Origin of the sequence: Paraburkholderia steynii, from assembly GCF_900100565.1 — a bacterium.
Taxonomy (GTDB): Bacteria; Pseudomonadota; Gammaproteobacteria; order Burkholderiales; family Burkholderiaceae; genus Paraburkholderia; species Paraburkholderia terrae.
This window is the reverse complement of record NZ_FNDI01000003.1, coordinates 418,131-431,452: the sequence shown is the minus strand read 5'-3', so window position 1 is coordinate 431,452 and position 13,322 is coordinate 418,131. Positions and strand designations below refer to the sequence as shown.

The 13,322-nt window shown below is 60.6% G+C and carries 15 protein-coding genes; 8 read left to right on the top strand and 7 right to left on the bottom strand.

Going from position 1 to position 13,322, the window contains the following annotated elements; translation table 11 throughout:
* Positions 1-41 precede the first annotated feature (41 nt).
* The 5 genes from BLT65_RS08370 (at position 42) to BLT65_RS08350 (ending at position 4,830) form a co-directional block, all read left to right on the top strand.
* On the top strand, positions 42-791 hold the full coding sequence (locus BLT65_RS08370; RefSeq protein WP_091776816.1) for an electron transfer flavoprotein subunit beta/FixA family protein: 750 nt from the start codon (positions 42-44) through the stop codon (positions 789-791).
* A 15-nt stretch (positions 792-806) separates the two neighbouring features.
* A complete protein-coding gene (locus BLT65_RS08365; protein WP_091776814.1) occupies positions 807-1,739 on the top strand; it encodes an electron transfer flavoprotein subunit alpha/FixB family protein in 933 nt (310 codons plus the stop codon).
* Between the two features lie 105 nt (positions 1,740-1,844).
* Positions 1,845-2,627 (top strand): class II aldolase/adducin family protein, encoded by a 783-nt coding sequence (locus tag BLT65_RS08360; RefSeq protein WP_091776812.1) that lies wholly within the window; start codon positions 1,845-1,847, stop codon positions 2,625-2,627.
* Between the two features lie 193 nt (positions 2,628-2,820).
* Entirely contained in the window at positions 2,821-3,273 is a 453-nt protein-coding gene (locus BLT65_RS08355) for a hypothetical protein (protein WP_091776810.1), read from the top strand.
* A 132-nt stretch (positions 3,274-3,405) separates the two neighbouring features.
* Positions 3,406-4,830, top strand: coding sequence for an amino acid permease (locus BLT65_RS08350; RefSeq protein ID WP_091776808.1), 1,425 nt, complete (start codon positions 3,406-3,408; stop codon positions 4,828-4,830).
* A gap of 50 nt (positions 4,831-4,880) precedes the next feature.
* On the opposite strand, the gene BLT65_RS08345 is transcribed toward BLT65_RS08350, so the two are convergent.
* Positions 4,881-5,195: an antibiotic biosynthesis monooxygenase family protein gene (locus tag BLT65_RS08345; RefSeq protein WP_091776807.1), complete on the bottom strand. Its 315-nt coding sequence runs from the start codon at positions 5,193-5,195 to the stop codon at positions 4,881-4,883.
* A 39-nt stretch (positions 5,196-5,234) separates the two neighbouring features.
* Positions 5,235-5,873 carry an FMN-binding negative transcriptional regulator gene (locus tag BLT65_RS08340; RefSeq protein ID WP_091776805.1) on the bottom strand — a complete coding sequence of 213 codons (639 nt, stop codon included), beginning with the start codon at positions 5,871-5,873 and terminating at the stop codon, positions 5,235-5,237.
* A 116-nt stretch (positions 5,874-5,989) separates the two neighbouring features.
* Here BLT65_RS08340 and pdxR point away from each other — a divergent pair, with 116 nt between their 5' ends.
* Positions 5,990-7,537, top strand: coding sequence for a MocR-like pyridoxine biosynthesis transcription factor PdxR (gene pdxR, locus BLT65_RS08335; RefSeq protein WP_091776804.1), 1,548 nt, complete (start codon positions 5,990-5,992; stop codon positions 7,535-7,537).
* A 15-nt stretch (positions 7,538-7,552) separates the two neighbouring features.
* Here pdxR and BLT65_RS08330 read toward each other — a convergent pair whose 3' ends face one another.
* On the bottom strand, positions 7,553-7,858 hold the full coding sequence (locus BLT65_RS08330) for a DUF4148 domain-containing protein (RefSeq protein WP_091776802.1): 306 nt from the start codon (positions 7,856-7,858) through the stop codon (positions 7,553-7,555).
* Positions 7,859-8,061: 203 nt separating this feature from the next.
* Between BLT65_RS08330 and BLT65_RS08325 the strand changes: the two genes are divergently transcribed.
* Complete coding sequence (locus BLT65_RS08325; RefSeq protein ID WP_091776801.1) at positions 8,062-8,667, top strand: hypothetical protein; 606 nt, start codon at positions 8,062-8,064, stop codon at positions 8,665-8,667.
* Positions 8,664-9,236 (top strand): hypothetical protein, encoded by a 573-nt coding sequence (locus BLT65_RS08320; RefSeq protein ID WP_091776799.1) that lies wholly within the window; start codon positions 8,664-8,666, stop codon positions 9,234-9,236. Before BLT65_RS08325 ends, BLT65_RS08320 begins: the two co-directional genes overlap by 4 nt.
* 85 nt (positions 9,237-9,321) lie before the next feature.
* Here BLT65_RS08320 and BLT65_RS08315 read toward each other — a convergent pair whose 3' ends face one another.
* From BLT65_RS08315 to BLT65_RS08300, 4 genes are all read right to left on the bottom strand, one after another.
* Entirely contained in the window at positions 9,322-10,413 is a 1,092-nt protein-coding gene (locus BLT65_RS08315) for an alcohol dehydrogenase catalytic domain-containing protein (RefSeq protein WP_091776798.1), read from the bottom strand.
* Between the two features lie 55 nt (positions 10,414-10,468).
* Positions 10,469-11,503: an NAD(P)-dependent alcohol dehydrogenase gene (locus tag BLT65_RS08310; protein ID WP_042307612.1), complete on the bottom strand. Its 1,035-nt coding sequence runs from the start codon at positions 11,501-11,503 to the stop codon at positions 10,469-10,471.
* Positions 11,504-11,569: 66 nt separating this feature from the next.
* On the bottom strand, positions 11,570-12,316 hold the full coding sequence (locus tag BLT65_RS08305) for an SDR family oxidoreductase (protein ID WP_091776796.1): 747 nt from the start codon (positions 12,314-12,316) through the stop codon (positions 11,570-11,572).
* 16 nt (positions 12,317-12,332) lie between these two features.
* A complete protein-coding gene (locus tag BLT65_RS08300; protein ID WP_042307615.1) occupies positions 12,333-13,313 on the bottom strand; it encodes a sugar-binding transcriptional regulator in 981 nt (326 codons plus the stop codon).
* Positions 13,314-13,322: the final 9 nt, after the last annotated feature.

The window sequence follows — 13,322 nt, the reverse complement described above, 5'->3', positions numbered from 1 at the left end:
TCGCCGTTTTTGTGTGATGCGGAATAGCGGAGTTGCAAGGGATGAAGATTCTGGTTCCAGTCAAGAGAGTGGTTGACTACAACGTGAAGGTCCGCGTGAAGTCGGACAACACGGGCGTCGACATTGCGAACGTGAAGATGTCGATGAATCCGTTCGATGAAATCGCTGTTGAAGAGGCGGTGCGGTTGAAGGAAGCGGGTGTTGTCAGCGAGGTTGTTGCTGTGTCTTGCGGCGTCGCGCAGTGTCAGGAAACGCTGCGCACGGCTCTGGCGATTGGGGCGGATCGCGCTGTGTTGATCGAGTCGAATGAGGAACTTCAACCGCTGGCCGTGGCGAAGCTTTTGAAGGCACTGGTCGACAGGGAACAACCTTCGCTGGTGATTCTCGGCAAGCAGGCCATCGACGACGATTCCAATCAGACGGGCCAGATGCTGGCCGCGCTGGCGAGTTTTCCGCAAGCGACGTTTGCGTCGAAGGTTGTCGTGGCGGATGGCAAGGCGACGGTGTCGCGTGAAGTGGATGGCGGCGCGGAAACGCTGTCGCTCACGCTTCCGGCTGTGATCACGACCGATCTGCGCCTGAACGAGCCGCGCTACGTGACGCTGCCGAACATCATGAAGGCGAAGAAGAAGCCGCTGGAAGTCGTGAAGCCCGAGGAACTCGGCGTCGATGTCACGCCGCGTCTGAAGACGCTCAAGGTCAGCGAGCCGCCGAAGCGTTCCGCTGGCGTGAAGGTGGCCGATGTGTCCGCGCTGGTCGAGAAGCTCAAGACCGAAGCCAAAGTTCTCTGAAGTACAGGAAAGAACATGACGATTCTGGTAATTGCTGAACACGACAACGCGGCGCTGAAGGCAGCGACGCTCAATACGGTTGCTGCCGCGCAGAAGATTGGTGGCGACATTCATGTGCTTGTTGCGGGTCATGACGCACAAGGCGCAGCTGATGCGGCTGCGAAGGTGGCAGGCGTATCGAAGGTGCTGCTGGCGGATGCGCCGCAACTGACTGCTGGTCTCGCGGAAAACGTCGAGGCGACGGTGCTGAACATTGCCAAGGATTACTCGCATATCCTCGCGCCGGCGACGGCCTACGGCAAGAACATCGCGCCACGCATTGCTGCAAAGCTCGACGTCGCGCAGATCAGCGAGATTACGGCTGTGGTGAGCGCCGATACATTCGAGCGTCCGATCTACGCTGGCAACGCGATCGCCACGGTTCAATCGCACGATCCGATCAAGGTCATTACGGTGCGCGCAACGGGTTTCGACGCCGTCGCAGCAGAAGGCGGCAGCGCATCCATCGAGAAGATCGACGCAGCGGCTGACGCGGGCATCTCGCAGTTCGTGAGCCGTGAAGTGACGAAGCTGGATCGTCCGGAACTGACGTCGGCGAACATCATCGTGTCGGGCGGTCGTGGTCTGGGCAGCGGCGAAAACTATACGAAGGTTCTCGAACCACTCGCAGACAAACTACAGGCGGCGCTAGGCGCATCGCGCGCAGCCGTCGACGCTGGCTACGTGCCCAACGACTATCAGGTTGGTCAAACCGGCAAGATCGTCGCGCCGCAGTTGTACATCGCAGTCGGCATCTCCGGCGCGATCCAGCATCTCGCTGGCATGAAGGACTCGAAGGTCATCGTCGCAATCAACAAGGACGAAGAAGCGCCGATTTTCAGCGTCGCGGACTACGGTCTGGTTGGCGATCTGTTCGACGCAGTGCCGTCGCTCGTTGCCGGACTGTAGATTTTCTTTCACCCAACAACTATGCGAACCACGGTTAGCCATGCATCCATCCGATGTGCAGCCTGACAACGTTCTTGCAATCTATAAACCTGGAGAGAATTCAGCATGATTTCCACCACTGATCCGCACATCAACCGCAAGCCACGGAATATTTCGCAGGTGGAATGGGATACGCGTGTTCAGCTTGCCGCCGCCTATCGGCTCGCAGCGAAGTTCGAATTGACCGATCTGATCTACACGCATATCTCGGCGCGGGTGCCCGGCACCACCGACCAGTTTCTGATCAATCCGCACGGCTGGTTCTTCGATGAAATCACTGCGTCGTCGCTGGTGAAGATCGATGTGAATGGTAATCCGATCGGAGACGACCGTTTCGAAGTGAACGCGGCCGGCTTTACGATTCATAGCGCGCTGCATCAGGCGCGACACGACGTCGAGTGCGTCGTCCACTTGCACACCACGTATGGCATGGCCGTGGCCGCGATGGAATGCGGTCTGCTGCCGCTGAACCAGATCAGCATGCAGTTCTATAACCGTGTTGCCTACCACGAGTATGAGGGCATCTCGCTCGAACTCGATGAGCGTGAACGGATCGTCGATTCGATCGGCAAAAAGGACTATCTGATTCTGCGCAATCACGGCTTGCTGACCACGGGGCGTTCGGTTGCCGAAGCGTTCACGCGTATGTACTACCTCAACAAGGCATGCGAAATCCAGGTTGCGACGCTGTCGGCGGGGCAGAAGGTCGTGATTCCTTCGCCCGAAGTATGTGAGCACGCGGCCAAGCAGCACGACGACTATGCCTACCTCGATACGGTGCATCTGGACCGCGAATGGACGGCGCTGTTGCGACTGCTCGAGCGTGATGGCGGGAACTATCGGGTTTGATCTTTCCGATGCACAGTGACGGATCGCAGTGTTGGCATACGAATTCATCGCGACTCGCAGCGTCGAACTAAAGGGGCTGCGGTTTCCTTTTTCACTGTGTTGGCGTGCTGAACGCGGGGTACACCGTTTGTCGAAGTGTCACCGCGAGACTTGCTGCAGACACGGTGAGGAAGTCCGCGTTTGTCGGGAAGAGATGTTTGACGTCAGCATGATGCCGGACGAGACAGGCGCAGTCACAGGGCGGCTCGAAATCGACCTGGACGTGAGCGATGCGCAGACGGAGCCAGACTGGAATGCTCTCGCGGTAGCGCTTTCTTCGAATGTGCGCGGCATTGGCCTTGCGCTGACTCAAGCCATGTTCCGGTTTCCATGGCACGTATGGAAGCTGGAGGCCGTTGCAGCGCGACTGGACACGACACCTCGTATGTTGCAGATGGCGCTGTTCCGTGAGGCGTACAGTTTCGACGCGACGCTCAGACGCTGCCGACAGTTGAACTCGATGCTTCAGGCAGGTCACGCACACTGCACATTCTCGCCAGCCAGAAAAGACCAAAGGGGCTTTGTTCCGTATCTCGCCCCGAACCTAACCGATGCGATCCACAAATCGCACATGGAGTTGAGACGCTTCAGCGCAACGCAATCGTGAGTCTTCCACTGCGATGTTGATTTCAGTTCTCCCCACGAGAAGGCCGACGACGCGCGCTTGCTTGCGCTTTAGACGATGGCATAAAGCGGACGCGAATGTTCGCTTCCACGTACAAGGAATTCAGGAAGACACATGCAAGAAACCCCACGCAACGCGCTCGCTCATAGTCTGAAGCAACGACATGTCGTGATGCTCTCGATCGGCGGGAGTATCGGAGCAGGCCTCTTTGTCGGATCGGGGCATGCAATAGCGGAGGCCGGTCCGGCCGCGATCATTGCCTATGTACTGGCGAGTCTGCTGGTGGTGCTCGTCATGCGCATGCTGGGTGAAATGGCTTGCGCAATGCCCGACTCCGGATCGTTTTCGACATACGCAGGCAAAGCGATTGGTCCTTGGGCCGGCTTTATGATCGGCTGGATGTACTGGTGGTTCTGGGTGCTGGTGTTGCCGCTAGAGGCGACAGCTGCAGCAAACATTCTGAATAGCTGGTTTCCGCAGGTCGAGATGTGGAAATTCTGCCTTGCCGTCACCTTCGTTTTGACTGTCGCGAATCTTGTGAGCGTCAAGAACTATGGCGAACTGGAGTTCTGGTTTTCAATCGTCAAAGTCACCGCGATCGTGATCTTTATCGCGTGCGGTTTCGCTGCGATTGCTGGTTTCATACCGAACGTGCATGTCGATGCATCGTCGAATATTCTCGGGCACGGCGGGTTCGCACCGAAAGGACTCGAACCCGTGGCAGGTGCGATGTTGACCACGATGTTCACGTTTCTCGGCACTGAAGTGGTGACGATTGCGGCGGCGGAATCGGCGAATCCGGAAAAGGAAATTGCACGTGCCATTACGTCTGTCGTCTGGCGTATTTCCTTGTTTTACATCGGTTCGATCTTCGTCATCATTTCGATTCTTCCATGGAGCGATCCTGCGTTGACGCAGATTGGTTCCTATCAGGCCGTGTTGCAGGTGCTGCATGTACCTTACGCCAAATTGCTCATCGATTTGCTCATTCTGGTCGCAGTATGCAGTTGCCTGAATTCCGGCCTGTATACCGCGTCGCGCATGATCTTTTCTCTCTCGGCTCGCGGACTGGCGCCGTCGGTGGTGAGGCGAACCAGCAGCAACGGTGTACCCGTGGTGGCTGTTCTGCTGTCCACGTCGGCGGCGTTTGCGGGCGTTGCGGCTAACTATCTCGCGCCGAAGTATGTGTTCGAAGCGTTGCTGTCGACGACGGGTTCCATGGCACTTCTCGTTTACCTTGTCGTCGCTGTCAGCCAGATCAGATTGCGCGCTCAACTTGAGCGTGACGGAAAGCTCAAAGTGCGAATGTGGATGCATCCGTTCCTTGGACTCTTTGTCATCTTGCTGATCATCGGCGCATTTGCCGTGATGGTGAGCGGTCACGCGCACCGCGGCGAGGTCGTGGCTACGCTGGGTCTAAGCGCGTTGCTTGCGTGTATGGGATTGTTCCATCAAAGGCGAATGGGAACGCGTCGCCACGAACCGGTGATGGACGATGAGTCAGACAGGATGTCTCTCGATGCTGTCGAGCAGGTTTGAAATCTCACTGGTCCACTGGGCCAGTGAGATTGCCCTGATCCACGGTGCGCTTACATTCTTTGCATCGCGAGCCGGCCATCACCATATTCCCGAATCACCCTCGCGATGATCACCCGGTAGCCATCCAGCCAGCGACTTTGCTTCGCTTTCGCCTCGACGTGGACGGGATGCGTGATGAGTTGTAGCAATGCCTCTTCAGACTCCCAGTAGTACACGTTCTGGATCAATCCTTCACCGGCGTTTTCCCACGTCTCCTCACTCACATATCCCGGTATGGATCGCGCCACTTCGGCAATCCGTCGATCGAGTTCATGGAACGCCTCGTCGTATTGACGGGCTCGAAAAATAAAGGTGGAAGAGAACATTGCGCTATCTGATGAGTGTTGAGTGACGCCGACCGCTCTCTATGGCTGCTTCGTTAGAAGCCCGGCGAGCATCGCATCGGCAAGTTGGGATTCGCCACTCGACTTGAGTGCTTCGGCAGCACCCTGGATATCTCGTGCTTCCTTGTTCTGACTGAGCTTGCTCTTGCCAACAAGACGCGTGACCTCAATCTGAACACCGACGATCGCCTTTACCATCGCATCCACGTAGTCCTTCGGTGCGTCGCCCATCTTCCACGGTTTCGGTTCCGATGCCTCATGTGTGCGAGTGAGCCGGCCCACTACGCCTCGCACGTAGCGCTCGTCATCGAGAATCGTAATGCGGCCGTGCGCATGCACAACCATGTAATTCCAGGTCGGCACCTGTTTGTGCAGTTCGTGCTTGCTCGGATACCAGTTCGGAGAAATATAGGCGTCGCCCGCATGGAAAACGACAAGCACCTCGTCGCCGTTCGCGACCTCTTGCCATACCGGGTTGGCCCGCGCCACATGCGCGCGCAGCACGCCCAGTTCGCCTTCCTCTGCTGCAAGTTCAAACGGAATGTGATTGGCGTCTAGTCCGTTGCTCCCATGAGTGATCAACGTGCCAAACGGATGTTGAACGATGCGGGAATGTAAAACTTCCTTTCGGGTTTCGGCGAAGTGGGCTGGTACGTACATGCGCTGTCTCTGGCTGCTAAGGGCGATGGGTTGATATCACTGCGACCCTTCCAGTTTGCTGTAAAAGTGGTTTATCCTGAAGGACCAGTTTATTCAATTTCTAGTGAACCAGAATTATGGCGAGAACTGCGCGAGCCGCGGACATGCCGTCCCTCGGGGCGCTCGATCGCACGGCGGGTAATCTGAGCCGTCAAATTGCCGAGGCGCTGCGGGAAGCGGTGCGCAAGGGCGACATCAGAGCGGGAGACCTGGTGCCGTCATCGCGTTCGCTGGCTGCCTCGCTTCACGTTGCAAGAGGGACGGTGATCGAGGCCTACGAGCAATTGCTTGCCGAGGGCTTTCTGGAATCGAAAGCGGGAGCGGGAACCCATGTCGCGCAGGCCCTGGCGGAGTCGCGGCCGGTCAGTACACCCGAGGCGATACCGGAGCCGGCAACGAAGTCCGGCCTACCCGGGCGCGCCCTGGCGTTCGCGCAGATTGCACGAGAGTTCCGTCCGCTTGCGCCAATACCCTTCGCGATATCTGTCCCGGTCGGTTTGACCGCGCCCGGCGATATCTGGCGTCGCCTGGGTAACCGGTTGCGCGCAAGGGGCCCAGGCGCGCCCACGGGATATGCCGATCCGTTGGGCGCGTTACCCCTGCGCGAAGCGATCGCGGCCTATGTGCGAAGGTCCCGCTCCGTGCGGTGCGAGGCGGACCAGGTCATTGTGACGAGCGGTACCCAACAGGGACTTTTTCTCGCGAGTCAGGTTCTGCTTGGTCCGGGCGATCAGGTGTGGGTCGAGAACCCCGCTTACCGTGGCGTCACCGCCATACTGGAAAACATCGGCTATCGCGAGGGCATGATTCGTGTGCCTGTCGACGCCGAGGGTCTCGATGTCGAGGCTGGCATCAACATGGCCCCGCATGCACGCGCGGCATTCGTTACACCGTCCCATCAGTATCCATTGGGGATGCCCTTGAGCATGGCGCGGCGCACGGCCTTGCTCGCGTGGGCAAGCGGCAGCGATGCCTGGGTAGTCGAGGACGACTATGACAGCGAGTTGCGCTACGAGGGCTATCCGTTTCCAGCTCTTCAAGGATTGGCTCCGGACCGCGTGATCTATCTTGGCACGTTCAGCAAGATTCTGTTTCCGTCCCTCAGACTGGGCTATCTGATCGTCCCGCGCAATCTCGTCGATGCGTTCTGCGGTGCCCGCGTGCTCATGGATCGCCATCCGCCAACTGCCGATCAGCACGTGCTCGCCGCCTTCATGGCGGAAGGACATCTGGAGCGGCACATACGCAAGGTTCGAAATGTCTACTCCGAACATCGGCGTCAACTGATCGATACGCTCGAAGCTTTGCTCCCCGGTGATCTCGCGTGGATCGAGCCCGGCGATCAGGGGATGCATCTCGTACTCTGGCTCGCGGACGGACTGGACGACCGGGAGGTTGTCGAGCGCGCCGCCAGGGAGGGCGTCGCGGTACGTGCCGTGTCGCCCATGTTCGCGCCGCAGACGGGACGCCCCGGCCTTGTTCTTGGGTTTGGAGGGTTCAGCAGCGAGCAGATGAAAGCCGCTGCTCAACGCCTGGCGGCGGTCATCGCGGGTTCACCGCAGCATGGAAAAGCAGGCAAAGGAAAGCCTGGTCATGCGGTGCCGGGCACAGGGCGATCGCCTTGAACGCAAACCGCAGGCTCATTTTCCCTGGGCCTGTTGGCATTCATCGTGATACCAGCGATCGACCTGACTCTGCGCGGCCTGCAGATCGTCCGGATAGTACGGATCGAACCACCGGGACGGATCGTAACCCGCTTGCCTGAGCGCTGCCAGTTCGCTGAGGTTGCGCTCGCGGGTGAGGGGCGCATGGTTCCGAAGGTCGGTCAGGTCGCGGCACTGTGCGGCGCTCAGATGCGTTGCGCCTCCCGGCATGCCGCCTGCGGCGCAGCCAGCGAGCAAGAGCGCCAACGCCGGCAGTGACGCGCGGATCTTTGAATTCCTCATGTGCTTTTCCCTTGGGCTAATCAACCGTATGAGCGGATAGACGGGGGCTTGGGGGACATGCCACGCGAGTGGCACGCAATGCTGTATTGCGATGGTCGATTGTCCCCGAAAAAGCCCGCGAAGCAACGCCCACGCTGCGGAATAAAGTTTTTTTCGTGGCAGCCGTAAAGCAGACGGGTCTATTTCTCACAGGGAGTCCCCGAATGTTCAACGCCAAACGCGCCGCCATGCTGATCGGAGCGGCCAGCCTTGCCTTGTCGCTTTCCGCATGCATGACGCCGCATTCCTATGTCGATGCGAAGCTGGGTGATACGGACTACGCGACCCTGAAAAAGTCCGCGACGCCGCAGCCCGTGCAACTGCTCGTCGAGTTCCAGACGAAAGGCGTGCCGAACGCGCGCGCCACCGATTATGTGCGATCACATATCTTCGAGCAGGTGGTCCAGTCGGGCCTGTTCAGCCAGGTCTCGTATGACCCCGTTCCGTCCGGGCGCAAGCTGTCGGTCCAGATCAACAACGTTCCCCTCACGGACAATCTGGCCGCCAAAGGCTTTGGTGTGGGCCTGACGTTCGGTGCGATCGGCACGATGGTGACCGACGGCTATGAGTGTACGGCGAGCTACGTCGAGCCCGGCCATGAACCTGTCACGAAGGTCGTCAAGCATGTGCTTTACACGACCATCGGCAACGCTTCCGGCCCGGAAGGTCTTCAGTCGATGCCGCTTCAGCAGGCGAGCGACAAGGTGCTGCGTCAGATCGTCGGCAGGAGTCTGGCGGAACTCGACCAGTCGACGGACATCGCGCGATGACGCTTCGACGTGCTCCACGCCGCCGCGCTGGCGCGCCGGCAGTGCTCGCGACACTGATAGCGACCGTGCTGCTCAGCGGGTGTGTGACGCAACCGGTGCTGCCGTATCAGGCGAGTGTGGCCAACCAGATGAAGCTGGGCAGCCTGCCGCGCGCAGCCCGCTTCCAGGTAACGACGGCGGGTAGCGATCCATCGGACGTGCAGACGACGGTCCGCTCGATGCGCATCTCGGCACCGGGCGATGGTTCGTGGACGTCCTATCTGGGGCAAGCGCTTCGCACGGAACTCGCAACATCAGGCAACTATGACGCGAACGCGGCGGCGCGCATCGAGGCGACGCTATCCGAAGTCCGTATTGCGGATGGTCAGGCGCAGGTCACCGGCCACTTCGTTATCCGCCAGGGGCAGTCGGTGCGTTATGACAAGGTACTCCGCGCCGACGCTCACTGGGATTCGGCATTTCTCGGGGCGATTGCTGCGTCGAACGGTCTGAACCAGTCCACGGCGATTTTTCAGGCGCTGTTGCGCAAGCTGTTCGACGATCCCGACTTCGCGGCTGCGTCTACGTAGCCCGCGTTATCCGTGCAAGTGTTGACCCGATCCTTCCCGGGTCAACACCATCACACGCCCCGGCACACTGCGAAGATCTGGAATGTCAGGTTTTCGGCTTGAGCAGGACCTTGATCGAATCGAGCGAATTCGCGATCTTGATCGCCTCGTCCCATTGCTCGAGCGTAAAGCCATGCGTGACGATTCCCTTCGACGTGACGAGTCCGCGCGCGAGCAGATCGATGGCGATCGGGTAGCAATACGGGCCGAGATGCGCGCCGCGCACGTCGAGTTCCTTACGGTCGCCGATGATCGACCAGTCTGTCGTCGTATCGCTGCCGAACACGGAGAACTCGACGAAGCGCCCGAGTTTGCGGATCAGATCCAACCCCTGCGTGACGCCCGACGGCGAGCCCGTCGTTTCGATATACACATCGCAACCATATTGATCGGTCAATGACCGGACGACACCGAGTGCATCGTCGGATTTCGGATTGATCGTCACGTCTGCGCCGTATTCGCGCGCGAGCGCGAGACGCTCGTCGACCAGATCGATCACCACCAGCTTTTTCGGCGTTTTCAGGTGCGCGACCTGTACCATCATCAGGCCCAGCGGTCCTGCGCCCGCGATCACGACGACATCGTCGAGTTGGATGTCACCGCGATTGACGGTGTGAATCGCACAGGCGAGCGGCTCGATGATCGCCGCATCTTCCAGCGATACGCCAAGCGGAATCTTGTGGACGATGGCCGTCGGCGGAAAGCGCATGTACTGGGCCATGCCGCCGTCGGCGACTTCCCGCTGGAAGCCGAAGATGTTGTGTACCTCGCACATCCAGTACTGGCCCGATCGGCAATAGCGGCATTTGTCGCACGGCACGATCTGTTCGGCGATCACGCGCTCGCCCAGTTGCACGTTGAAATGCTCCGCCGCGCCTTCGCCAAGTTCCTCGACATAGCCGAAGAACTCGTGGCCTGGAATGACAGGCGCCTTGACCCACGGGTTCGGGCCGCCCCAGAACATCTTTGCGCCCGACCAGCATTTGCAGTCGCTTGCGCAGATGCCACAAGCGGCAATGCGTATCACCAGTTCGTTGCGCCCGGCGCGCGGGCGCGCCACCTGCTCGACGCGATAGTCCTTCGGCGCACGGCAAACGATCGCCGTCATGGCTGACGCTGCATCTTCCGTCGCGTTCATGCTGCACCTCACGCTGGTTTCGTTGGCAAACGGGCAATCTGCATCGCTTGCGCGGTCACTCCATCACGATCTGCACCTTCACGTCAGTCGGATTGCCGCTCGCCGCTTCTTCGAATGCCTTGATGCCGTCCGCGAAAGCGAACGAGCGCGAAATGAACGGCTTGACGTCGATGCGCCCCGACGCGATCAGTTGAATCGCGCGCGGAAAGATGTTCGCGTATCGGAACACGGACTCGACACGCGCTTCCTTGATCTGCAACGCGACGATATCGAGCGGGACGGGATGCTGCGGCATGCCGACCAGCACGAGGCAGCCGCCGGGGCACAGCAGATCGACAATGCCGTCGAACGCTTTCTCGCTGCCGCTCGCTTCGAACACGATATTCGCGCCCCAGTCGTCCGTCGCGCGCCGCACGACTTCCCTGACGGATGCTTCGCGGATATTGACGGCTGTCACACCCGGCGTGCTGCCGATCAGCGCGAGCTTCTCCGGCACCATGTCGCAGACGATCACGCGGCTGCATCCGCCCGCCAGCGCTGCGAGCACGCACATCATGCCGATCGTGCCGGCGCCCAGCACGACGGCGACGTCGCCTGGCTTGATGGCCGCTTTCTTCGCGGCCTGAAGTCCGATCGACAGCGGCTCGACGATGGCCCCTTCGGCAAAGCTCACGTTGTCGGGCAGCTTGTAGGTGAACGCGGCGGGATGGACGACGAACGGTGCGAGGCAGCCGTGTACGGGCGGCGTCGCCCAGAAACGTACTTTCGGGTCGAGGTTGTAGAGCCCTTCGCGCGATGCGCGCGAATCCATGTCGGGCACGCCGGGTTCCATGCAGACGCGGTCGCCGGGTTTCAGATGCTGCACTTCGTCGCCGACCTGCACGACGGTGCCTGCCGCCTCATGCCCGAGCACCATCGGCTCGTTGACGACGAAGGGACCGATGCGTCCATGCTGGTAGTAGTGGATGTCGCTGCCGCAGATGCCGACCGTATGGATGCGGATGCGCACGTCGCGCGGCCCAACTGTCTGCGGCAAGCTGAACGGCCGCAGGCTGATGCGTTGTGCGCCTTCGAGTACCAATGCGTCCATCGTCGTTCCTTTCGCAAGAGAGAGATTGATTTACGGAGCCCGTCGTTCGGCACGTGCCACGCGTGTTCAGCCAGCCTGGAAGCCGCCGTCCACGGCGAGGCTCACGCCGCTCACCATGGCCGACTCGTCACTGAGCAGATAAGCGATCGTGCGCGCCACTTCGAGCGGCTGCACGAAGCGCTTCAGCGGAATGCGCGCGAGCATCGGCGCGGACTTCTCCGGGTCGCTCCATGCCTTCTCGGCCATCGGCGTCATCGTGACGACCGGGTTGACTGTGTTCACACGGATGCCGTGCGGACCCAGTTCGACGGCCATCACGCGCGTAAGGCCGTCGAGCGCGGCTTTCGATGCGCAATAGGCCGCATGCAGCGGCAAGCCGACGGTCGCCGACAGGCTCGACACATTGACGATCGAGCCGCCCACGCCGCGCCCGATCATGCTGCGCGCGCATTGCTGCGCGACGATCATCGCGGCGCGCACGTTGACGGCCATGATGGTGTCGAAGGCGTCGACGCTCGTGTCGAGAAACGGTTGCAGTTCGACGATGCCCGCGCAATTGACGAGCAGATCGACGGGCTGCGCCGCTTCCGCCGCGCTGCGTGCCGCGCTTGCATTGCCGAGATCGGCGCATAGCGTCGTGCAGCCGATCTCATCTTCGAGCGTTCGCAGATCGGCGGCCGAGCGGCTCAGCGCGATCACGCGCGCGCCCCGCTGCGCCAGCAGTTGCGCCGTCGCGCGGCCGATGCCTTTGCCCGCGCCCGTGATGAGCACCGTCTTGCCGTCGAACTGCCGAGGGTCGTCGTGCGTGGACATTGCGGTCCCTAAGTATTCAAGGTTCGTCGCACAGACGACGCGCCGTATCTTCGTCCGTCACGAGCACCGACGCATAGCGGCCTCGCAACGCGGCGCGCGTCACATGAAACTTCTTCGTGCCACCCGATACCAGCACCACGTCCTCGATCTTGCGCAGATCGTCGAGCGAGATCGCGACCGTGCGGCGGTTCAGCGGATGATCGATGGGGTCGCCGTTTGCATCCATGAAATGGCCGAGCATGTCGCCGATCGCGCCCGCCTTGCGCAAGGTGCGCAGATCGTCGGGCTTCGAGATTCCATACGTGACGACGAGCGATTCCGTCAGGTCGCCGCAGGTCAGCAGCGCGAGATCGGCATTGCGCGCGAGTTCGTACGTGCCGCGCACGGTTTCTTCCTGAAGGATAAGATCGCGCGTTTTCTGACTGCCAACATAGATCGGCGCCGCGAACAGATAAGCGTCGGCATGGCAGAGATTCGCGAAGTCCGAGACGATGTCGAACGTGTTGATGCTCGGGCAATGCGACAGGCCGCCTTGCAGCGACACGGCGTTGACGGCGCCATACGCGCGCTGCGGCATGGCACGCAGCACCGCGCGTATCGTGCGGCCCCAGCCGATGCCGACCGTCGCGCCTTCCGTGATGCGCTTGACGAGGCAACCCGCCGCGCCGATGCCGAGCGCGGCCATGTTCGCCTCGGGGCTGATGCCCGTCGGCACGACCACCGCGTCGTCGAGTTCGAAGCGCTCGACGAGCTGTTGCTCCAGCGCGATGCACGGTGCGATCCGGCTGTTGATCGTGATCTGCACTAGGCCCGATTCGCGGCCCGCCGCGAGCAGCCGGTTTACGCGCACGCGGTTGCTGCCGATCAGATGCGCGATTTCCTGCTGCGTCATATTGCCGATGTAGTAATGCCACGCGACGCGCGCCTGCAATTCCTCTTCGGCGTCGATGGCAACATCGGCTTCCGGCATCGTGACGAGTGGGGCGGTCTTGGTCATGTATCGTTT

Excerpts from the sequence above, each read along its gene's own strand:
- BLT65_RS08350 (WP_091776808.1), top strand. The coding sequence starts at position 3,406 with ATGCAAGAAACCCCACGCAACGCGCTCGCTCATAGTCTGAAGCAACGA.
- BLT65_RS08370 (WP_091776816.1), top strand. The coding sequence starts at position 42 with ATGAAGATTCTGGTTCCAGTCAAGAGAGTGGTTGACTACAACGTGAAG.
- BLT65_RS08365 (WP_091776814.1), top strand. The coding sequence starts at position 807 with ATGACGATTCTGGTAATTGCTGAACACGACAACGCGGCGCTGAAGGCA.
- BLT65_RS08320 (WP_091776799.1), top strand. The coding sequence starts at position 8,664 with ATGACGCTTCGACGTGCTCCACGCCGCCGCGCTGGCGCGCCGGCAGTG.
- pdxR (WP_091776804.1), top strand. The coding sequence starts at position 5,990 with ATGGCGAGAACTGCGCGAGCCGCGGACATGCCGTCCCTCGGGGCGCTC.
- BLT65_RS08300 (WP_042307615.1), bottom strand. The coding sequence starts at position 13,313 with ATGACCAAGACCGCCCCACTCGTCACGATGCCGGAAGCCGATGTTGCC.
- BLT65_RS08330 (WP_091776802.1), bottom strand. The coding sequence starts at position 7,858 with ATGAGGAATTCAAAGATCCGCGCGTCACTGCCGGCGTTGGCGCTCTTG.
- BLT65_RS08345 (WP_091776807.1), bottom strand. The coding sequence starts at position 5,195 with ATGTTCTCTTCCACCTTTATTTTTCGAGCCCGTCAATACGACGAGGCG.
- BLT65_RS08310 (WP_042307612.1), bottom strand. The coding sequence starts at position 11,503 with ATGGACGCATTGGTACTCGAAGGCGCACAACGCATCAGCCTGCGGCCG.
- BLT65_RS08315 (WP_091776798.1), bottom strand. The coding sequence starts at position 10,413 with ATGAACGCGACGGAAGATGCAGCGTCAGCCATGACGGCGATCGTTTGC.
- BLT65_RS08340 (WP_091776805.1), bottom strand. The coding sequence starts at position 5,873 with ATGTACGTACCAGCCCACTTCGCCGAAACCCGAAAGGAAGTTTTACAT.
- BLT65_RS08325 (WP_091776801.1), top strand. The coding sequence starts at position 8,062 with ATGTTCAACGCCAAACGCGCCGCCATGCTGATCGGAGCGGCCAGCCTT.
- BLT65_RS08360 (WP_091776812.1), top strand. The coding sequence starts at position 1,845 with ATGATTTCCACCACTGATCCGCACATCAACCGCAAGCCACGGAATATT.
- BLT65_RS08355 (WP_091776810.1), top strand. The coding sequence starts at position 2,821 with ATGTTTGACGTCAGCATGATGCCGGACGAGACAGGCGCAGTCACAGGG.
- BLT65_RS08305 (WP_091776796.1), bottom strand. The coding sequence starts at position 12,316 with ATGTCCACGCACGACGACCCTCGGCAGTTCGACGGCAAGACGGTGCTC.